The 19,653-nt window shown below is 66.8% G+C and carries 17 protein-coding genes; 11 read left to right on the forward strand and 6 right to left on the reverse strand.

Annotated elements, in window-relative coordinates:
• Positions 1–2 precede the first annotated feature (2 nt).
• From M2361_RS08905 to M2361_RS08930, 6 genes are all read left to right on the forward strand, one after another.
• The gene (locus M2361_RS08905; RefSeq protein WP_259248102.1) at positions 3–881 is read left to right on the forward strand and encodes an efflux RND transporter periplasmic adaptor subunit; all 879 of its coding nucleotides are present in this window, start codon (positions 3–5) and stop codon (positions 879–881) included.
• Positions 878–2,305 carry an efflux transporter outer membrane subunit gene (locus M2361_RS08910; protein WP_259248104.1) on the forward strand — a complete coding sequence of 476 codons (1,428 nt, stop codon included), beginning with the start codon at positions 878–880 and terminating at the stop codon, positions 2,303–2,305. Before M2361_RS08905 ends, M2361_RS08910 begins: the two co-directional genes overlap by 4 nt.
• Before the next feature lie 247 nt (positions 2,306–2,552).
• A complete protein-coding gene (locus tag M2361_RS08915; RefSeq protein ID WP_259248105.1) occupies positions 2,553–3,419 on the forward strand; it encodes a hypothetical protein in 867 nt (288 codons plus the stop codon).
• A 43-nt stretch (positions 3,420–3,462) separates the two neighbouring features.
• The gene (locus tag M2361_RS08920; RefSeq protein ID WP_259248107.1) at positions 3,463–5,190 is read left to right on the forward strand and encodes a thiamine pyrophosphate-binding protein; all 1,728 of its coding nucleotides are present in this window, start codon (positions 3,463–3,465) and stop codon (positions 5,188–5,190) included.
• An 83-nt stretch (positions 5,191–5,273) separates the two neighbouring features.
• A complete protein-coding gene (locus M2361_RS08925) occupies positions 5,274–6,251 on the forward strand; it encodes a tripartite tricarboxylate transporter substrate binding protein (RefSeq protein WP_259248109.1) in 978 nt (325 codons plus the stop codon).
• A gap of 1 nt (position 6,252) precedes the next feature.
• On the forward strand, positions 6,253–7,047 hold the full coding sequence (locus M2361_RS08930; RefSeq protein ID WP_259248110.1) for an SDR family NAD(P)-dependent oxidoreductase: 795 nt from the start codon (positions 6,253–6,255) through the stop codon (positions 7,045–7,047).
• Between the two features lie 94 nt (positions 7,048–7,141).
• Here M2361_RS08930 and M2361_RS08935 read toward each other — a convergent pair whose 3' ends face one another.
• A complete protein-coding gene (locus M2361_RS08935) occupies positions 7,142–7,951 on the reverse strand; it encodes an IclR family transcriptional regulator (RefSeq protein WP_259248113.1) in 810 nt (269 codons plus the stop codon).
• An 80-nt stretch (positions 7,952–8,031) separates the two neighbouring features.
• Positions 8,032–8,736, reverse strand: a complete 705-nt coding sequence (gene ypfH, locus M2361_RS08940; RefSeq protein ID WP_259248114.1) for an esterase — start codon at positions 8,734–8,736, stop codon at positions 8,032–8,034.
• A gap of 181 nt (positions 8,737–8,917) precedes the next feature.
• On the opposite strand from ypfH, the gene M2361_RS08945 reads away from it, so the two are divergent.
• The 5 genes from M2361_RS08945 (at position 8,918) to M2361_RS08965 (ending at position 16,485) form a co-directional block, all read left to right on the forward strand.
• On the forward strand, positions 8,918–10,408 hold the full coding sequence (locus tag M2361_RS08945; protein WP_259248116.1) for an amino acid permease: 1,491 nt from the start codon (positions 8,918–8,920) through the stop codon (positions 10,406–10,408).
• 149 nt (positions 10,409–10,557) lie between these two features.
• Entirely contained in the window at positions 10,558–11,262 is a 705-nt protein-coding gene (gene imuA, locus M2361_RS08950) for a translesion DNA synthesis-associated protein ImuA (RefSeq protein WP_259248121.1), read from the forward strand.
• Positions 11,192–12,661, forward strand: coding sequence for a DNA polymerase Y family protein (locus tag M2361_RS08955; protein ID WP_259248123.1), 1,470 nt, complete (start codon positions 11,192–11,194; stop codon positions 12,659–12,661). Before imuA ends, M2361_RS08955 begins: the two co-directional genes overlap by 71 nt.
• A gap of 10 nt (positions 12,662–12,671) precedes the next feature.
• Complete coding sequence (locus tag M2361_RS08960; RefSeq protein WP_259248124.1) at positions 12,672–15,917, forward strand: error-prone DNA polymerase; 3,246 nt, start codon at positions 12,672–12,674, stop codon at positions 15,915–15,917.
• A 181-nt stretch (positions 15,918–16,098) separates the two neighbouring features.
• Positions 16,099–16,485 carry an I78 family peptidase inhibitor gene (locus tag M2361_RS08965; protein ID WP_259248130.1) on the forward strand — a complete coding sequence of 129 codons (387 nt, stop codon included), beginning with the start codon at positions 16,099–16,101 and terminating at the stop codon, positions 16,483–16,485.
• 45 nt (positions 16,486–16,530) lie between these two features.
• Here M2361_RS08965 and M2361_RS08970 read toward each other — a convergent pair whose 3' ends face one another.
• Genes M2361_RS08970 through M2361_RS08985 form a run of 4 tightly spaced genes read right to left on the reverse strand, consistent with a single transcriptional unit; the run spans position 16,531 to position 19,647 of the window.
• Positions 16,531–17,496, reverse strand: a complete 966-nt coding sequence (locus tag M2361_RS08970) for a LysR family transcriptional regulator (RefSeq protein WP_259248131.1) — start codon at positions 17,494–17,496, stop codon at positions 16,531–16,533.
• 33 nt (positions 17,497–17,529) lie between these two features.
• Complete coding sequence (locus tag M2361_RS08975) at positions 17,530–18,264, reverse strand: amino acid ABC transporter ATP-binding protein (RefSeq protein WP_100855998.1); 735 nt, start codon at positions 18,262–18,264, stop codon at positions 17,530–17,532.
• Positions 18,265–18,275: 11 nt separating this feature from the next.
• Positions 18,276–18,965, reverse strand: a complete 690-nt coding sequence (locus tag M2361_RS08980; protein WP_259248135.1) for an amino acid ABC transporter permease — start codon at positions 18,963–18,965, stop codon at positions 18,276–18,278.
• On the reverse strand, positions 18,958–19,647 hold the full coding sequence (locus M2361_RS08985; RefSeq protein ID WP_259248137.1) for an amino acid ABC transporter permease: 690 nt from the start codon (positions 19,645–19,647) through the stop codon (positions 18,958–18,960). The genes M2361_RS08980 and M2361_RS08985 overlap by 8 nt, the downstream gene beginning before the upstream one ends.
• Positions 19,648–19,653 lie beyond the last annotated feature (6 nt).

The following is a 19,653-nucleotide window of genomic DNA, read 5'->3' on the forward strand; positions in this document are numbered from 1 at the left end:
GTATGAAACTCCCCAACGCCCTTCGCCCTGCTGCTATCGGCAAGTTCGCGGTGACGGCCATCGTCGTCGCCGCCGCCGCTTACGCCGGCTGGCAGCTTTGGGTGCACTACGAAGTTGAACCCTGGACGCGCGATGGCCGCGTCAAGGCCTATGTGGTGCAGGTGGCGCCCGACGTCTCCGGCCTGGTGACGAGCGTGCCCGTGCACGACAACCAGGACGTGAAGGCCGGCGACCTGCTGTTTGAAATTGACCGCGCCCGCTTCCAGTTGGCGTTCGACCAGGCCCAGGCCTCGGTGCGATCGCAGCAAGTGGCGCACGACCAGGCACTGCGTGACGCCAAGCGCAACCGCTCGCTGGGCCAACTGGTGGCCGCGGAAGCGGTCGAGCAAAGCCAGACCAAGGTGCAGCAGACCGAAGCCGCGCTGGCGCAGGCGCAAGTGCAACTGAACACCGCCCGCCTGAACCTGGAGCGCAGCCGCGTGGTGGCCGCCAGCGATGGCCGCGTCACCAACCTGGCCTTGCGCGCGGGTTCCTACGCTACCGCTGGGCGCGGCGTGATGGCCCTGGTGGACGCGGGCAGCTTCTATGTGGAAGGCTATTTTGAAGAAACCAAGCTGCCCGGCATCCACGAAGGCGCCCCCGTCACGGTGACGCTGATGGGCGATTCGCGCCACATTCGCGGCCATGTGGAAAGCATCGCCATGGGCATTGCCGACCGCGACCGCAGCACGGGCGCCAATCTGCTGCCCAACGTGAACCCCACCTTCAACTGGGTGCGCCTGGCCCAACGCATTCCGGTGCGCGTGAAGATCGACGCCGTGCCGGAGGGCGTGCGCCTGGTCGCCGGCCAGACGGCCACCGTGTCGGTAGACCCAGCATGAACGCCCGGCACCTTCTCCCCCCGCTCTTGGCCCTGGCGCTTGCGCTGGCCGGTTGCACCACCGTGGGCCCGGACTATCAAACGCCCGCCGGGTCCGCCGTGCAACGGCCCAGCGCGCAAGGCGCCTTCATCGAAGCGCAGCCCGGCGTGTATCAGCAAGAGCCGGTGGCCGGACACTGGTGGCGCCTGTATAACGACTCGGTGCTGGACGGCCTGATCGACAAGGCCCTGTCGGCCAACACCGACCTGCGCGTGGCCAGCGCCAACCTGGAACGCGCGCAGGCCGCCGTGCAGGAGTCCCAGGCGCAGCAGCAGCCCAGCATCGGCGTGAACGCATCGCCCACCTTCGGCCACGTGTCGGGCTTGCAGGAACTGCAACCGGGCGTCAACCCGCCTAGCCGCTGGTCGTATTCCACCGGTGCCAGCGTGTCGTACCAACTGGACCTGTTCGGGCAGATTCGCCGCGCCATCGAAGCCGCCAGCGGTGATGCCCAGGCCGCGCAAGCCGCCTACGACGCCACCCGCGTCACCGTCGCCGCCGAAACCGCGCGCGCCTACGCCAATATGTGCGCGGCGGGCATGCAGTTGGCCTCGGCCCAGCATTCGGTGCAGGTGCAAAAAGAATCGCTGGATGCCGTCAGCCGCTTGCAACGCGCCGGCCGTGGCACCACGCTGGACGTCACGCGCGCGCGCAGCCAGCTTGAACAGTTGCAGGCCAACCTGCCGCCGTTTCAGGCGCAGCAGCGCACGGCGCTGTACCGCCTGGCCGCGCTGACGGGGCAAACCCCCAACGACATTCCCGCGTCGCTGCTGCAATGCGCCACCGCGCCGCGCCTGACCAACACCATTCCCGTGGGTGACGGCGCCGCGCTGTTGCGCCGCCGCCCCGACATCCGCCAGGCCGAGCGCACGCTGGCCGCGTCCACCGCCCGCATCGGCGTGGCCACCGCCGACCTGTACCCCAAGGTCACGCTGGGCTTGTCCGCCGCGTCGGGCGGCCCCGCCGCCATGTTGGGCGACCGGGGCACCTTTAGTTGGAGCGTGGGTCCGTTGATCTCGTGGACGATCCCGAACACGGGCGCGGTGCAGGCCCGCATTGCCGAGGCCGAAGCCAACACCAAGGCCGCCGTGGCGCGCTTTGACGCCACCGTATTGAACGCGCTGCGTGAAACCGAAAGCGCGCTGGTGGTCTACGCGCGGCAACTGGATCGCGACGCCGCCTTGCGCGCCGCCCGCGACCAAAGCGCCGAAGCCGCCTCGCAAGCACGGCGGTTGTTCCAGTACGGCAAGACCGACTACCTGACCGTGCTGGACGCCGAGCGCACGCTGGCCAGCAATGAAAGCGCGCTGGCGGCCTCGCAGGCCGAACTCAGCAACGACCAGGTCGCCGTCTTTCTGGCGCTGGGCGGCGGCTGGGAAGACTAGCCAGCGGATGCCCCGCATCGGCGCCCCTACGTGGGGCGCTTTTTTTTGCCCGGCGTTTCAAGCTGGGGCTTCTTCTTGTTTTCTTGGCTAAATCCATTTCCACAATATGGATGGCGCATTGCCGCGTACGTTTTCCGGCCTTTAGAATAATTCCGAGACAAATCAGTTGAAATCGGTTGAGCGCAAATGCTCAACGGCGGCCACATATACGCACAGCCGTAAAACACAAAGAACAAAAATCCATAATATGGAATACACAAACAGCGTCGACGCCCGAGTGCTCGACAGCATTACCAAGCTTGGCGACGCGGATATCGGCCGGGTCGTGATCGCGGGATCCCATGGCGGCCGCTATGCGGCTTATTGCGCCGCCCGGGGCCGGGTTCACGCCGTGGTGCTCAACGATGCGGGCGTGGGCTGGCAAGAGGCCGGCATTGCGGGCCTGCACGACCTGCAACACTGGGGCGTGCCCGCCGCCACGGCGGATTACCGCAGTTGCCGCATCGGCGACGGCGCCGACATGCTGCGCCGTGGCGTCATCAGCCATGCCAACCCGCTGGCTCAAGCCTTGGGCTGCCGGCCCGGCATGCGCGTTGCCGAATGCGCCGCGGTTTTGGGTCAGTCTTTGGGTCGCTCTTTGCCCCACGCTTCACCGCATTCCCCTGCACGGCCCGCACCACCCGCCGAGCGCGAAGAATCCCGCATGGTGCTGCGCACCGGCGCCGACGGCACGCCCTGCGTCGTCGGCGTGGACTCGGTGTCGCTGCTGGACGAACGCGACAACGGCCTGATCGCCGTCACGGCATCGCATGGCGAGCGCCTGGCCGGGCTGCCGACCGACGGCGTCAAGGCCGCGCCCCGGCTGGTGACGTTCAACGACGCCGGCATGGGCCAGGACGGCGCGGGCGTCGGCCGCCTGCCGCTGCTGCAACAGCGCGGCATTGCGGCATTGGCGGTGTCGGCCCATAGCGCCTGCATCGGAGACGCCAGGTCCTGCTACGACGAGGGCGTGATTTCCTGCGCGAACGCGCGCGCCCGCGAACTGGGCTGCCGTGTCGGCACGCCCTTGAAAACGTTTATCGACGCTCTCTTGAACGGGCGCGTCAATCAATAGAAACGATCACTACAACAATCACTAAAACGAGGAGCACATCCGCATGTCGGAAAAACTGGAAATCACAGGCGGCGAGGCCATCGCCCGCATGTTCGCCGCGCATGACGTCGGCTTGATGTTTGGCATGGGCGGCTTTCAATTGCTGCCCTTCTACGACGCCGTGCGGCGCTTGAAGTTGAATCACAACCTGATCAACGACGAGCGCTGCGCCGTGTTCGCGGCAGACGCCTACACCAAGGTCAGCGGGCGGCCCGGCGTGTGCGACGCCACCTTGGGCCCGGGCGCCACCAACCTGGTCACCGGTCTGGCCGAAGCCTTCAACGCCGGCACGCCGCTGGTGGCGCTGGTGGGCGATTCGCACCGCCTGCATTCCTGGAAGAACATGACGCAGGAAGCGCGCCAGCTTGAAGTGCTGCGCCCTGTGGTCAAGGACGTGCTGCGCGTGGAGATGATCGAGCGCATTCCCGAGCTGGTGCGCCGCGCGTTCGCGGTGGCCACCAGCGGCCGCCCCGGCCCCGTGGTGCTGGACGTGCCCGAAGACATCGCGCACGCCATCCACGCTTTTGACGCCGACGAGTTCTATTCCAGCACCAACGCACGCCGCGCCCCCGCGTTGCGCTGCCGCCCCGCCGCCGATGACCTGGCCCAGGCGGCCAGCATGTTGGCCGGCGCCGCGCGCCCCCTGATGCTGTGCGGCGGCGGCGTGCACATCAGCGACGCCGCCTTGGCCGTTGAAGCCTTTGCGCGCCGCTTCAACATCCCCGTGGCGCACACCATGAGCGGCAAGGGCGCCATTGCTTGCAGCGACCCGCTGAACGCGGGCCTCTTCGGCCGTTACAGCCGCATCGCCAACGACCTGATCGCCAAGGCCGACTGCCTGTTCGTCGTCGGCTGCAAGCTGGGCGAAGTGGCCACCCGGCGCTATGACCTGTTGAGCGCGGGCGTGCCGGTCATTCATTTGGACATCGTGGCCGAAGAGTTCGACCGCACCACCACCCCTGCCCTGCGGCTATGGGGCGACGCGCGCGCCACACTTGAGGAATTGGGCGAACGCATGGCGGCGCAAGCGTCACAAGCCGATCGCCAGGCCTATGCGGATGAAGTCGGGCAAGCCATGCACGCCTGGCGCGAATCCGTGCAGGGCAAGCTGACGTCATCCGACAGCCCCATCGGCATGGCGCGCCTGATGCACGAGATCAACGCCACGCTGCCCGAAGACGGCATCCTGGTGGCCGACGGCGGCTTTGCCGCGCATTGGGGCGGCCTGCTGTTCGACACCAAGCGCGCGGGCCGGGGCTTCGTGCCCGACCGGGGCTTTGCCTCCATCGGCTACGGCATTCCGGGTGCGATCGGCGCCGCCGCCGCCGCGCCGGGGCGGCAGGTCGTCAGCCTGACCGGCGACGGCGGCTGCAATATGTCGCTGGGTGAATTGGAAACGGCGGTGCGCATGGGCCTGGCCTTCACGCTGGTGGTGGTGAACAACGCGGCGTCGGGCTATATCAAAGCGCTGCAACACCTGATGTACGGTGGTGGCAACTATCAATCGTCGGACCTGGTGGAAACCAACTACGCCAACGTGGCGCGCGCGCTGGGCTGCAACGGCATCCGCGTGGAAGACCCCGCCGACATCAAAGCGGCCTTGGCCAGCGCCTACGCCTGCAAGGACCGCCCCACCATCCTGGACGTCGTCGTCACGCGCGACCCGGCGCACATGTTGCCGGGCGTGGACAGCCGCGCCGCCAAGATCAAGCCGGGCGACCGCATCGCCTGATATCAGTCAGCAACGACAACGACAACGACAACGACAACAACAACGACAACACGCACAACAAACCAAAGCGAGGAGACAACACCATGAAGAGAAGAACCTGGATGAGCCTGGCGGCCGCAACGCTGGCCCTGTCGCTGACGGGCGCCGCCACGGCGCAAAGCAGCTACCCCGACCACCCTGTCCGCCTGATCGTGCCTTTTCCGCCGGGCGGCACGTCCGACGTGGTGGGCCGCATCTTTGCCGAGGCGCTGGGCAAGCAGTTGGGCCAGACGGTGGTGGTGGAAAACCGGGGCGGCGCGGGCGGCACGGTCGGCACGCGCGCGGTGGCGTCCGCCGCGCCCGACGGCTACACGCTGCTGCTGGGCACGTCCAGCACCAACGGCACCAATTCGGCGGTGTACAAGAACCTGTCGTATGACGCCGTGAAAGACTTCACCCCTGTCACGCAGATCATCCGCGTGCCGGGCGTGATTGTGGTCAACAAGAATTTCCCGGCCAAGGACTACGCGCAATTCTTCGCACTGATCAAAGGCGCGCCGGGCAAGTATTCGTATGCATCGTCGGGCAATGGCGGCGCCACGCACATGGCCATGGAGTACTACAAGTCGCTGTCGGGGCTGGACATGATGCATGTACCGTATCGCGGCACCGGCCCGGCGCTGAACGACGTCATCGCCGGCCAGGTGCCCATCTTGTGGGACACGGCGGCGTCGTCCATGGCGCACATCCAGTCAGGCAATTTGCGGGCGATCGTGGTGGCGGCCAAGACGCGCTTGCCGCAACTGCCTGATGTGCCGACCTTCGCGGAAATGGGCCTGCCTGACTACGACGCCGAAATGTGGAACGGCCTGCTTGCGCCGGCCGGTCTGCCCAAGGACGTGCTGGCCAAGCTGAGCGACGCGTCGCGCAAGGCCCTGGCTGACCCGGACGTGCAGGCCAAGTACGCGGGCGTGGGCGCCTATGTGGTGGCGGACAAGCCCGAGGAGTTTGGTGCGATGATCAACGCCGATGTGGCCAAGTGGAAGAAGGTGGCCGACTTCGCCCACATCTCGGTGCAATAGCATGAGCCAGCGCGTAAAAGACAAGGTCGCGCTGGTGTTCGGCGCGGGGTCGTCGGGGCCGGGATGGGGCAACGGCAAGGCGGCCGCCGCGCTGTATGCCTGCGAGGGCGCGCGGGTCTACGCCGTGGACGTGCGCGCGGAAGCGGCCGAGGAAACCCGGCGCGTCATCGAAGCCGAAGGCGGGCAATGCGCCGCGCTGGTGGCCGACGTGACACAGTCCGCGCAGATCCAGGCGGTGGTGGCGCGCGTGCTGGACGAAGCGGGTCGCATCGACATCCTGCACAACAATGTGGGTATCACGGAAATGGGCGGCCCCATCGAGGCCAGCGAGGAAAGCTGGCACCGCGTGCTGGACACCAACCTGACCGGCGTGTTCCTGACCTGCAAGCACGTGCTGCCCGCCATGCTGGCGCAAGGCGGCGGCAGCATCATCAATATCTCGTCGCTGGCATCCATCCAGGTCAACACCTACCCGTACACGTCCTATTACGCGGCCAAGGCGGGGCTGAATCATCTGACCCGGTCCCTGGCCGTGCGCTATGCGCCGGACAACATCCGGGTCAACGCGGTGCTGCCGGGCGTGATCGATACGCCCTTGATCTACCAGCAAATTGCCGGCCAGTTCCAGGACGTGGAAGCGATGCGCCAGCGTCGCAACGCCGCCAGCCCGATGGGCCGCATGGGCGATGCCTGGGACGTGGCGCACGCCGCGCTGTTCCTGGCCAGCGACGAAGCCAAGTACATCACCGGCGTGTGCCTGCCGGTGGATGGCGGCAAGGCCTGCGCGGGGCGCTAGCCCTTCGTGCCGCGGGGCCGGCTTTGGGGCCGGCTCCGCGGCACGTTCAGGGGCGCGCTCCGGCGCACATTCAGGGGCGTGCTCCGGCGCAAATTCAAGGACGCGGCAACAGGTCCGCCGACAGTTCGGCCGCGGCGCGTTGCAAGGCCGCCACCACGTCATGCAGGCGCGCGCCCGACAGGCGCGAGCGGATCGCCGCCACGCTCAAGGCGGCCACCACGTTCTGCTCGCGGTCCAACACTGGCACGCCCACGCCCAGCATGTCGGGAATGATGCGCCCCGGGTTCAGCGCATAGCCCTGCTTGCGGGCGGCGGCGATGTCGTCGCGCAGCATGTCGGTGGACGGCAGGTCGGGCGCGCTGGTGGCGTCGTATCGGGCCAGCACCCGCTCGATATCGTCGTTGGGCAGGAACGCCAGCAACGCCAGGCTGCCCGCCCCCACGCCCAAGGGCCGCCTGTGCCCCACTTCCAGGGTCAGGATCTTGATGGGAAAGTCGCCCGTCTTGCGGTCCACGCACACGGCTTCGTGGCCGGAACGCACCGACAGGAAACTGGTGTCGCCGGTGGATTGGGCCAGCCGCAGCACGGCGGATTCGGCGATGGCCTTGATGCCGTGGCGGCTTTCAGCGGCCAGGCCCAGGATGTAGGACTCGCGCCCCAGGCTGTACGTTTTCAGCTTGGCGTTCAGCGACAGAAAGCCTTCCTGCAACAAGGCCGCCAACATGCGATGCGCCGTGGGCGGGGTCAGGCCCAGGTCGCGCACGACGTCGCTCAAGCCCACGCCACGCGCGGGCGCGGCCCCCACGTATTTCAGCAGGCGCAGCACGCGGAAGATGCTTTGCGCGCCACCGACCGCATCGGCGGCGCGCGGCGAGGCCGGCACGGAAGAACGGGCGGTGCTCATTGGGTGCGGATCATCGGGGAGCAATTCATCAGACGGTGAGTGATGGAGATGTGAGTCATCGGGCTGTGTTCATCCCGCAATCAATGCACCGTGGTGCCATCAGGCGGCGTCTGGTTCAGCCCCAGGGCCGCTTCCCAGCTTCGCAGCGGCACGCAGGTCTGCAAGCGGACGATGGCGCGTTCGATCAGGGCGGGATGCAGTTCGTGGCCGACGTGGCTGGCGATGTCGATGGTGGAATCCCCGTGCAGCGTTTCCAGCCGGGCTTGCGCGGCCTGGATGTGGGACACGTTCATGACAGGGTCGTCGGCGCCGTGCAGCAGGTGCAGGGTGGTGAATTGCGGCGCGGCCTTCGGCAATTGCGCATAGCGGCCCGAAAACGCGATGACGCGTCCGGCCATGCCGTCGTGGGCCTGCACCAGTTCCAGCGCCATGATGGCGCCCTGCGAAAATCCCGCCACCGCGGTGTCCGACTGCAATAGATTGAAGCGCGCTTGCGCCTCGCGCACATAGGCCTCCAGGGGCGGCATGGCCGCCGCCACGCGCTCGGCGCGGTTGTCTTCGCTGATGCCGCGCACCGAAAACCACTGCCGTCCCGCGCCGCCGCCGTCAAAGGGCTCGAAGCCTTCGGGCGCCAGCACCGCCGCCATCGGGAAGGCCGCGCGCACGGCGTCGGCCAATGGCCGCAGGTTATCGGGTGACCCGCCCACACCGTGCAGCAGGATGAACAATTGGCGCACGTCGACGCCCGCCTCGGGAAGGAATTCAAGTGAACCGGTAGATGCCATGAAACTGCTCCGTGCTGGCTGGGGCCGCGGGACTGCGCCGCTGTCACAGCATTGTAAAATGCGCGGCGTTGGCGCTGGCGCCCCCCTTTGGTTCCCTGGGGATGCCCTTGCCCCTTGCTGGCAGTCCCTTGTCGCGGACCCTGCCTGAATGCCGCCGCGGCGGCCACTTTTCCCCGTTGCAATGCAAACACCGATTTCCGATTCTGGCGCCACGCCCGCCAGCCAGAATCAGCTGCACCGCGTGCTCAAGGCGCGCCACTTGACGATGATAGCGCTGGGCGGAGCCATCGGCACCGGCCTGTTCGTGGCCTCCGGCGCGGCCATTGCCGAAGCGGGCCCGGGCGGCGCCCTGCTCGTCTACCTGGTGATTGGCCTGATGGTCTACTTCATCATGACGAGCCTGGGCGAACTGGCCACCTTCATGCCGGTGTCGGGCTCGTTCTGCACCTATGCATCACGCTACGTGGACCCCGGCTTCGGCTTCGCGCTGGGGTGGAATTTCTGGGTCAGTTGGGCCACGGTCGTCGCCGTGGACGTGGTGGCCGCCCAACTGGTCATGGCCTACTGGCTGCCGGATACGCCGGGCTGGATCTGGAGCGTGGCGTTTTTAGCGCTCACCTTCGGGCTGAACGCCTTTTCGGCGCGCAGCTTCGGCGAAGCCGAATACTGGTTCGCCCTGATCAAAGTGGTGGCCGTGCTGTGCTTCATTGCCGTCGGCCTGGGCATGCTGGTGGGCATCATCCACGGCGGCGACCAGGTCGGGCTGGCGAACTGGACCATCGGCGACGCGCCCTTCGTGGGCAACGCGGCCACCTGGGTGGGCGTGGCGATGGTGGTGGCCTATTCCTTCCAGGGCACCGAACTGGTGGGCGTGGCAGCAGGCGAATCCGAAAACCCGCGCCGCAACGTGCCGCGCGCCATCAATAGCGTGTTCTGGCGCATCCTGCTGTTCTATGTGCTGGCCATTCTGATCATCGGCCTGCTGCTGCCCTATACCGACCCGCAATTGCTGCGCAACGACGTCGAAGACATCGCCGTCAGCCCCTTCACGCTGGTGTTCCAGCACGCGGGCCTGCTGTCGGCCGCCACCGTGATGAACGCGGTGATCCTGACGTCAGTGCTATCGGCCGGCAATTCGGGCATGTACGCCGCCACCCGCATGCTGTTCAACATGGCGGCCGAAGGCCAGGCCCCGGCGCTGTTCAAGCGGCTGACGTCCAAGGGCGTGCCGCTGTACGCGCTGCTGGCTACCACGGCGCTGGCCTGCCTCTGCCTGTTCAGCGTGGTGTACAGCCCGAAGGCGGTCTATATCTGGCTGCTGAATTTTGCGGGCATGACGGAATTCATCGTGTGGCTGAGCATCGCGATGAGCCATTACCGGTTTCGCCAGGGCTACGTCAGGCACGGCTACGACACGGCCGACCTGCCCTACAAGGCCGGCCTGTTTCCCTTTGGCCCGGTGCTGGCCTTTGTGCTGTGCCTGGTGGTGACGCTGGGGCAGAACTACCAGGCGTTCCTGCAAGATCGCATCGACTGGATCGGGGTGGTGTCCACGTATCTGGCCATTCCGCTGTTCCTGGCGCTGTGGATCGGGCACCGCGTGGTGAAGAAGTCGCGCTGGGTGCGCTACGGGGACATGCGCTTTTATGGGCTGGATCGGGACCACGGCTAGGCGCGGGTCCGCCGGATCAGGTCGCAAAACAGTGCACCAGGCGGCCCATGGTTGGCCCAGGGACGGGTCATAGTCGGGTCATAGCCGGCCCATAGCCGCTCAAAAGCCGCCCACAAAACGGGGCTACAATACTGTATATTCATACAGTAATGATGACCCCTGAACGCATCCATCCCGCGTTGTGGCGCGCCACCCAGTTGGCCAAAGGCGCCGCGCGCACCCTGCCCACCGGGCACGCTTCGCTTTCCGCCGAGCTGCCGGACGGCGGCTGGCCGCTGGGATCCCTGATCGAACTGCTGACCCCGCACCCCGGCGTGGGCGAAATCCGCCTGTTGCGCCCAGCGTTGGCCCAATTGGAAACGCGCCGCCCCATTGCGCTGGTGCAACCGCCGCACGTGCCCCACATCGCCAGTTGGATGAGCTGGCGGCTGGATCCCCGGCAATTGCTGTGGGTGGCCCCGCAAAAACCCGTCGATACCCTCTGGGCCACGGAACAAATCCTGAAAAACGGCAGTTGCGGCGCCCTGATCTGCTGGCTGCCGCATGTGCGCCCTGAATCCCTGCGCCGCCTGCATCTGGCGGCCCAGGCCAGCGACCTGCTCTTCATTGCCATCCGCCCGGCCAAGGCCGCGCAGAATGCCACCGCCGCCCCGTTGCGGCTGGCGCTTGCGCCGGCCCCGGGCGGCTTGTCCGTCCATATTCTGAAGCGCCGGGGGCCTGTCTGCGACACCCCGCTGTACGTGGGCCTGGAGCCCGGCGCGCTGACACCGTCTTCCCCCCACCATGCGCCTCTGGATCGCCGCCTTCCTGCGCTGCCTGCCGCTGGACGTACTACGCCCGCACTGGCCGCATGAGGAACACGCCTTCGCCGTCCTGGACCAGGAACGCGTTGCCGCCCTCACCCCCGCCGCCCGCCAGGCCGGCGTCAAGCCGGGCATGCGCCGCGCGGGCGCCGCGGCCATCGCCCCGCAGGTGGAACTCTTGCCGCGCCAGCCGCAGGCCGAAGCCGATACCCTGCACGGCGCGGCGCTGGCGCTGCTGCAATACACCCCCGAAATTGCCTTGGGCGATGCCGACACCGTGCTCTTGAACGTGGGCGCCAGCCTGATGTTCTTCGGCGGCCCGCGCGCGCTGGCCCGGCGCATACGCGCCACCTTGGACGCGCTGGATGTGCGGGTGTCCTTGGGCATGGCGCCCACCGCCCGGGGCGCCTGGCTGCTGGCGCACCGCCCGGGCCGGCGCGTGCCCCGGCGCACCCTCACCCTGCGCACGCTGACCCGCCGGCTGGACGCGCTGCCGCTGGCGCTGCTGCCCCAGACCCAGGCGCGGCTGGACTGGCTGGGCGACATCGGCTGCCACACCCTGGCCGACCTGCGCGCCCTGCCGCGCGCCGGCCTGCAACGGCGCAGCACGCCAGATCTGCTTCCCGCCCTGGACGCCGCCTACGGCCAGGCGCCGGAACTGTATCGCTGGATTGAACCGCCCAACCAGTTCTCCCGGCGCATCGAACTCATGGACTACGTCGAGCACACCGACGCCGTGCTGGCGGTGGCGCGCCGCCTGGCCGAACAACTTGGCGGGTGGCTCACCGCGCGGCAACTGGCGGTGCGGCGCGTAGTGCTCAGCATGGAACACGAACGCGGCCGCCATGCCCGCCCGCCCACCGAACTGGAACTGGCGCTGGCGCAACCGGTCTGGCAGGCGCCGCAAATCCTGCACCTGCTGCGCGAAAAGCTGAATCACGTCACGCTGGAAGCGCCCGTCATCGCCGTGTCTCTATTGGCGCCCGACACCGTTGAGCAACCCGCCGTCAGCACCACGCTGTTTCCCGAACCCGGCGGCACCGCGGCCGACCACGCCCGCCTGCTGGACCTGCTGGTGGCCCGGCTGGGCCGCGATCAGGTGCGCCACGCCCATCCCACGCCCGACCATCGCCCCGAAGCCGCGAATTCCTGGGGCGACGCGCTGGCCACCCCGCGCCCGCCCCAGCCCCTGCCCCCTTTGCTGGACCGCCCCTTCTGGCTGCTGGAAACGCCGCTGGCCCTGAAGCTGTCGGGCCATCGCCCCCAATACGGCGGCCAGCCGCTGCGGCTGGTACGGGGGCCCGAACGCATCGAAAGCGGCTGGTGGGACCCCGCCCTGACCGTGCGCGACTACTTCGTCGCCGAAGACGCGGCGGCGGCGCGCTACTGGATCTACCGCGAACGCGACGCGGAACACGCGCGCTGGTTCCTGCACGGGCTCTACGCCTGAGGCTTCGCGCATGCAAGACGACCCTTACGACGCCCCCTACGACGCCCCCGATCCGTCCGAACTTTTGGCAACGTTGCCCGGCTACGCCGAGCTGCAATGCCAGTCGAACTTTTCATTCCTGCAAGGCGCCTCGCACCCGGAAGAGCTGGTCGCGCGCGCCGCCGAACTGGGCTACGCCGCGCTGGCGCTGACCGACGAATGTTCGCTGGCCGGCGTGGTGCGCGCCCACATGGAAGCCAAGACCCAGAAGCTGCCGCTGATCATCGGCGCCACGTTCCAGTTGCGCGCCGCGCCCGACGCCGCCCCGCTGGGCCTGACCCTGTTGGCGCAAACCCGCGAAGGCTACGGCAACCTGTCCGAACTCATCACGCTGGCCCGCACCCGCGCCCCCAAGGGCGAATACCGCTTGGCCCCGGATGACCTGACCCATCCGCCCAAGGGCTCCGAGCACCTGCGCCAGGTACCGGAATGCCTGGCCATCCTGACCCCCGCCTACGGCATCGATGCCGACCGCCTGGCCGAGCAGGCGCGCTGGTTGGCGCGCGTGTTTCCCAACCGCGCCTGGGTCGGGCTGAACCTGCTGTACCGGTCACGCGACGACCAGCACCGCGCCGCCGTCGAACACGCCGCCCGCCAGGCCGATCTGCCCATCGTGGCCGTGGGCCAGGTGCAGATGCATGTGCGATCGCGCAAGCCCCTGCACGACACGCTGGCCGGCATCCGCACGCGCCAGCCCGTGGCCCAATGCGGCTACGAATTATCCGAAAACGCCGAACAACATCTGCGCACCCGCATGCGCCTGGCCAATCTGTATCCGCCCGATGCGCTGGCGCAAACGCTGGTGGTGGCGCGCCGCTGCGCGTTTTCGCTGGACGAACTGCGCTACGAATACCCCGACGAGGTCGTGCCGCCCGGCCACACGCCCGCCACCTATCTGCGCCAGGAAACCCTGGCCGGCGCCGCCCGCCGCTTTCCCGCCGGCGTCCCGGAAAACGTGGCCGGCCAGATCGAAAGAGAACTCGACCTGATCGGCGACCTGCGCTACGAAGCCTACTTCCTGACCGTCTACGACATCGTCCAGTACGCGCGCAGCCAGGGCATCCTGTGCCAGGGCCGGGGGTCGGCCGCCAACTCCGCCGTCTGTTATTGCCTGGGCATTACCGCGGTGGACCCGGTGCGCGGCAACAACTTGTTTGAACGTTTCATAAGTAAAGAGCGTAACGAACCACCTGACATAGACGTAGATTTCGAGCACCAGCGCCGCGAAGAAGTCATCCAGTACATCTATGACAAATACGGACGCGACCGCGCCGCCCTGACCGCCGTGGTCATTTCGTACCGGCCACGCAGCGTGCTGCGCGACACCGGCAGCGCGCTGGGCGTGGACCTGGGCGTGATTGACGCCGTGGCACGCGCGCACCAGTGGTGGGACGGTAAAAAGGAAATGCTGCGCACGCTGGGCGCCTGCGGGCTGGACCCGGAATCCCGCGTGGCGCGGCAATGGGCATCGCTGGCGCAAACCATGATGGGCTTTCCGCGCCACCTGTCGCAGCACCCGGGCGGCTTCGTGATTTCGCGCGGCAAGCTGTCGCGCCTGGTGCCCATTGAAAACGCCGCCATGCAAGACCGCAGCGTCGTGCAATGGGACAAGGACGACCTTGACGCGCTGAAACTGCTGAAAGTCGACGTGCTGGCGCTGGGCATGCTGTCGGCCTTGCGCCGCACCCTGGAGCTGGCCGGCCAGCGCCGGGGCCAGCCGCTGGCGCTGCAAGACATTCCCGAAGGCGACGTCCCCACCTACGACATGATCTGCGACGCCGACACAGTGGGCGTGTTCCAGATTGAATCGCGCGCGCAGATGACCATGCTGCCCCGCCTGCGGCCGCGCAAATACTACGACCTGGTCGTGCAGGTGGCCATCGTGCGCCCCGGCCCGATCCAGGGCGGCATGGTCCACCCCTACCTGCGCCGACGCCAGGGCAAGGAAGACGAAACCTATCCCAGCGAAAAAGTCCGTGGCGTGCTCAGCCGCACCATGGGCGTCCCCATCTTCCAGGAACAGGTGATGCAGATCGCGGTGGTGGCCGCGGGGTTCACGCCGGGCGAGGCCGACCAGTTGCGCCGGTCCATGGCCGCCTGGAAACGCAAGGGCGGCGTGGACAAATTCCGCGTCAAGCTGGTGGGCGGCCTGCTGGCGCACGGCTACACGCTGGAATTCGCCGAAGCCCTGTTCCGGCAGGTAGAGGGGTTTGGCGAATACGGCTTTCCGGAAAGCCATGCCGCCAGCTTCGCGTTGCTGGCGTACTTCAGTTCCTGGCTCAAGCGCCACGAACCCGAAGCCTTTCTGGCCGCCCTGCTCAATTCCCAGCCCATGGGTTTCTACGCGCCCGCGCAACTGGTGCAGGACGCCCGCCGCCACGGCGTCTGCGTGCTGCCCGCCGACGTTACCGTCAGCGGCTGGCATTCGGCGCTGGAAACCCTGCCCGACGGTCACCCCGGCGCCCAGCGACGCCCGCGCCCGCACTCCCCACCCGCCGAAGACACCCGCCCCGCTGTCCGGCTGGGCCTGAGCCTGATCCAGGGCATGCGGGAAGACGCCGCGCGCCGCATCGAAGAGGCTCGCGGGCAGGCGCCTTTTACCGACACCGGCGACCTGGCCCGCCGCGCCGGGCTGAACCGCCACGACCTGAACACCTTGGCCGCCGGCGACGCGCTGCGCACCCTGGCCGGCCACCGCCGCCAAGCCAGTTGGCAAGCCGCCGCCAGCGTCCAAAGCCGCGACCTGCTGCGTGACGCCGCCATTGTGGAAACCCAGGCCCCCCAGTTGTCGGCCCCTTCGGAAAACCAGACCGTGGCCGCCGACTACCGCAGCCTGGGGCTGACGCTGCACAGCCACCCGGTCGCCCTGTTGCGCGCGCAACTTGCCGCCCGCAATTTCCAGCCGGCCGAGGTCCTGAACAGCTACCCCGACAAGCGCGTGGCCCGCGCCTGCGGCATCGTCACCGTGCGCCAGCGGCCACAAACCTCCAAGGGCGTGATCTTCGTCACGCTGGAAGACGAAACCGGCCCCGTCAACGTGGTCGTGCGCCCGGAACTCATCGAACGCCAACGCCGCGAACTGCTGGGCGCCAAGCTGCTGGGCGTCTACGGCGCCTGGCAGAACGTGGACGGCGTACGCCACCTGATCGCGCAACGCCTGGTGGACCTGTCCGACCTGCTGGGCGGGCTGGCGGCCCATAGCCGGAATTTTCATTGAGGGGCCAACTGGCGAAAGCTAGTACTTTCCTCAGTAACCAAACCCCGCCATCGCAGCCCGCCTTGATCTCCTTTCAACGCGGGCTTTTCACTTTTTGGCGCGCCGCCGCAACGCCAGATTACAGCGCGCCTAGGCTGGTCTATCATGGCTTTTTTCGTAGTGGTGTTGTAAGGAGCTATACATGATCCGCAAGCTGATCCCTTTCATTCTGGTTGCCAGCCTGACCGCATGCGCCAACACTGGAACGTCGTCGTCCAGCGCACCGGCAGCCTCCAGCTCCTCCAGTTCATCGTCCTCGTCCGACAGCACGTCGGGCGGCGCTTCCTATGGTGGGTCGGGCTCGGCCATGCCGGGCTACGGCACCAAGACCTGCGACGCGGCCGCGCTGCAATCGCAAATTGGCCAAAAGGCCACCACGTCCTCGATGGAAGACCTGCGTACCCGCAGCGGCAGCAGCACGGCCCGCATCCTGCGCCCCGGCCAACTGGTCACCATGGAATACAACGCCACCCGTTTGAACCTGATCGTGGATGACAAAGACGTCATGACCGCCATTCGCTGCGGTTGATCTACCCCATCCCAAGCCGGCCGGCGCCTACCCTCGCCGGCCGTCTCAGCCTTCGCGCGGCAACGCCGCAGGCGGCACGTGGGGCAGGAAGGCCCCTGCCACTTCAAACGCGCATTCCTCGCGAGCGATCTCGATCACCCGCGACACGATCGGGTTGACGATGTTCTTCTTGTGTACCGCGTAGTAATTGATGGTGGGCAGATCCGGCTGTACGTCCAGCTGGCACAGCGCACCGCGTTCGACCAGCGGCGCGAAGTAGGCGCCAGGCAGATAGCTGATGCCCAGCCCCAGCATCGTCAGTTGTGCCATCATCCCCAGGCTGTTGCAGGTCAACACCCGTTTGACCGACAAGCCCTGTTCGGCGAACCAGGCGTCGTACAAATGAGACAGCGCGGAATTGGTCGGCTGCGAAATCACGGGATACGGCGCCAGGTCCTGCGGCGACAAACGCGCCTGCAAATCGATATCCAGCGCGGGGCTGGCCATCCAGACGTTGGTGACGGCGCCCAGATGGGTGCCATCGTATTGATAGCTCCAGAACGGGCCAGGCATGATGGCCAGGTCCAGTTGGTCCTGGTCCAGCCTTTCGTACAGCGTAATGCCGCCGTCGATCTCGGGCATCAGTTGTACGCGCGGATAACGCAGGCTGATCTGATTGATCAGCCGCGCCAGCCACGTCATGCCCACCAGCTCGGTCACCCCCAGCCGTATCACGCCTTCGAAACTGGCCGGGTCGGCCATGTTTTGCACGATGCGGCTATTCAGGTCCAGCATTTCACGCGCCAGCTCAAACAGCTTGCGCCCTTGCGGCGTCATGAACAGCTTTTTGGCCCGGCGCTCGAATAACGGCGACCCGGCGAAGGCTTCCAATTCCCCTACCCGCTTGGCCACCGCCGATTGCGTGGTGTGCAGTTTCCGGGAAGATGCGCTGAAGCTGCCTAGCTCGGCGCTCCAGTAAAACGCCTCTAACTGTTTAAGGGTGTACATCGCGGCGGTTGATGCGAAACGCATGGAAACCCTCACGTTACCATCGCCGCCACGACGCTAGCCGCGTGGGTGCAGGATGTCGGCCAGGAAGCGCTGAGCGCGCGGATGCGAGGGCGCGCTGAAAAAGCGCTCGGGCGTGTCCACCTCAAGAATCTCGCCACCGTCCATGAAGACGACCCGGTCGCAGACGTCGCGCGCAAAGCCCATTTCGTGAGTCACGCACACCATCGTCATGCCGTCCTTGGCCAGGCCCTTCATCACCTGCAGCACCTCGCCCACCATTTCCGGGTCCAGCGCGCTGGTCGGCTCGTCGAACAACATCACCGGCGGCTGCAATGCCAACGCGCGCGCAATCGCCACGCGCTGCTGCTGGCCGCCCGACAGCGCACCAGGGTAGGCGTCGATCTTGTTCAACAGCCCTACCCGCTCCAGCAATGCACGCGCCAATTCCACCGCCTGCTTGCGCGGCTGCTTGCGAATGTTCACCGGCGCGAAGATCACGTTTTCCAGCACGCTCATGTGCGGAAACAGGTTGAACTGCTGGAATACGAAGCCGATCTTCTGACGCAGCGCGTTCAGGTTCGCGCCCTTCTGGTAGATGTCGGCTCCGTCGATCAGGATGCGACCTTTCTCAATAGGCTCCAGCCGATTCACCGTGCGGATCATGGTCGACTTGCCCGAGCCCGACGGCCCGCACACCACCAGCACTTCGCCACGCGCCACGGACAGGTCCACGTCTTTCAGCACGTGATGGTCGCCATACCACTTGTTCACTTTTTCAAGCTTGATCATGATTCTTTCCGTTAAGCCATGGCGCGCGAGCGGCGGATACGCAGGTCCAGCCAGCTCAAGCCGCGGCTCAGGCTGAAGCACACCAGGAAATAGATAATGGCCAGGATGCCGAACACCTGCAGCGGCTGGGTCAGCACCAGGTTGTTGACCTGATTGGCCGCGAAGGTCAGCTCGTTGACGCTGATGACGTAGCCCAAGGACGTTTCCTTGATCGTGGAGACGAACTGGCTTGTCATGCTGGGCAGCACGTTGAACAGCGCCTGGGGCAGCACCACCTTGCGCATCGTCGTCCAGTAGCCCACGCCCAGCGAACGCGACGCTTCAATCTGGCCGCGCGGCACCGCCTCGATGCCCGACCGAATCACCTCGGACAAGTAGGCGCTTTCATAGACCACCAGCGCGAAGATCAGCGTCCAGAAGCCGCTGACCACCTGCCCCGTCAGCTTGGGCACCACGAAGTACGCCCAGAAGATCAGCATCAGCAGCGGCATGCCGCGCACGACGTTGACCAGCCCCTTGCTGGCGACCCGCAGCGCGCCGAACGGGCTGACGCGGGCCAGCGCGATCAACAGTGCCAGCGGCAGCGACATCAACAAGCCCAGCGCCGCCAGGATCAGCGTCAGCGCCAGTCCGCCCAAAGGCCCGTTGGGGTATTGGCCGACCAGCAGCGTCGGCCAGTATTGCATCAGCAGGTCAAGCACCGTGGCCTCCGCGATTCAAGCGATAACGGGCGTAGACGCGCGACCCCACCGCCATGATCAGGAACGATCCCAGCAGGTACATGATCGTGGCCGCGCCGAAGGTGGCGAAGGTGCGATACGTTTCGTTTTCAATTTCGCGCGCCTGATAGGTCAGCTCCATCACGCCGATCGCCATCGCCACGCTGGTGTTCTTGAACAGCAGCAACGCGCGGCCGACCAGCGGCGGAATGGAAATGCGCAACGCCTGCGGCACGATCACGTAACGCATGCATTGCAGGTAGCTTGCGCCCAGCGCGCGCGCCGCCTCGAACTGCGTCCAGGGAATGGCGCGCAGGCCGCTGCGGATGTCCTCGGCGATGTACGCGGCCGACCCCAACGCCAGCGCAATCGCCGCCAGCGACATTTCCGCGTTGTGATCGTAGAGCCACAACCTCAGCCCTTCGGGCAGCAGCTCCGGCATGCCGAAATACCAGAACAACACCTGCACCAACAGCGGCACGTTGCGGTGGTATTCCACATAGGCGTCCACCACCCAGCGGCATGGCGCCAGGTTGGTGGCCCGCACCACGACCAGCGTCACCGCGATGGCGAAGGCCATGACCCACGCCACCAGGAACAGTTGCACGGTAACCACCATGCCGCTGAGCAGCAGCTGGTATTGGGATGCATCTAGCAAGCTCATAAAGCG

It is taken from the genome of Achromobacter sp. JUb104 (assembly GCF_024806975.1).
Lineage (GTDB): Bacteria > Pseudomonadota > Gammaproteobacteria > Burkholderiales > Burkholderiaceae_B > Achromobacter > Achromobacter spanius.

Coding starts and splice junctions, on each gene's coding strand:
- M2361_RS08985 (WP_259248137.1), bottom strand. CDS start 19,647: ATGAGCTTGCTAGATGCATCCCAATACCAGCTGCTGCTCAGCGGCATG.
- imuA (WP_259248121.1), top strand. CDS start 10,558: ATGATGACCCCTGAACGCATCCATCCCGCGTTGTGGCGCGCCACCCAG.
- M2361_RS08965 (WP_259248130.1), top strand. CDS start 16,099: ATGATCCGCAAGCTGATCCCTTTCATTCTGGTTGCCAGCCTGACCGCA.
- M2361_RS08960 (WP_259248124.1), top strand. CDS start 12,672: ATGCAAGACGACCCTTACGACGCCCCCTACGACGCCCCCGATCCGTCC.
- M2361_RS08925 (WP_259248109.1), top strand. CDS start 5,274: ATGAAGAGAAGAACCTGGATGAGCCTGGCGGCCGCAACGCTGGCCCTG.
- M2361_RS08955 (WP_259248123.1), top strand. CDS start 11,192: ATGCGCCTCTGGATCGCCGCCTTCCTGCGCTGCCTGCCGCTGGACGTA.
- M2361_RS08920 (WP_259248107.1), top strand. CDS start 3,463: ATGTCGGAAAAACTGGAAATCACAGGCGGCGAGGCCATCGCCCGCATG.
- M2361_RS08910 (WP_259248104.1), top strand. CDS start 878: ATGAACGCCCGGCACCTTCTCCCCCCGCTCTTGGCCCTGGCGCTTGCG.
- M2361_RS08915 (WP_259248105.1), top strand. CDS start 2,553: ATGGAATACACAAACAGCGTCGACGCCCGAGTGCTCGACAGCATTACC.
- ypfH (WP_259248114.1), bottom strand. CDS start 8,736: ATGGCATCTACCGGTTCACTTGAATTCCTTCCCGAGGCGGGCGTCGAC.
- M2361_RS08970 (WP_259248131.1), bottom strand. CDS start 17,496: ATGCGTTTCGCATCAACCGCCGCGATGTACACCCTTAAACAGTTAGAG.
- M2361_RS08935 (WP_259248113.1), bottom strand. CDS start 7,951: ATGAGCACCGCCCGTTCTTCCGTGCCGGCCTCGCCGCGCGCCGCCGAT.
- M2361_RS08930 (WP_259248110.1), top strand. CDS start 6,253: ATGAGCCAGCGCGTAAAAGACAAGGTCGCGCTGGTGTTCGGCGCGGGG.
- M2361_RS08945 (WP_259248116.1), top strand. CDS start 8,918: ATGCAAACACCGATTTCCGATTCTGGCGCCACGCCCGCCAGCCAGAAT.
- M2361_RS08975 (WP_100855998.1), bottom strand. CDS start 18,264: ATGATCAAGCTTGAAAAAGTGAACAAGTGGTATGGCGACCATCACGTG.
- M2361_RS08905 (WP_259248102.1), top strand. CDS start 3: ATGAAACTCCCCAACGCCCTTCGCCCTGCTGCTATCGGCAAGTTCGCG.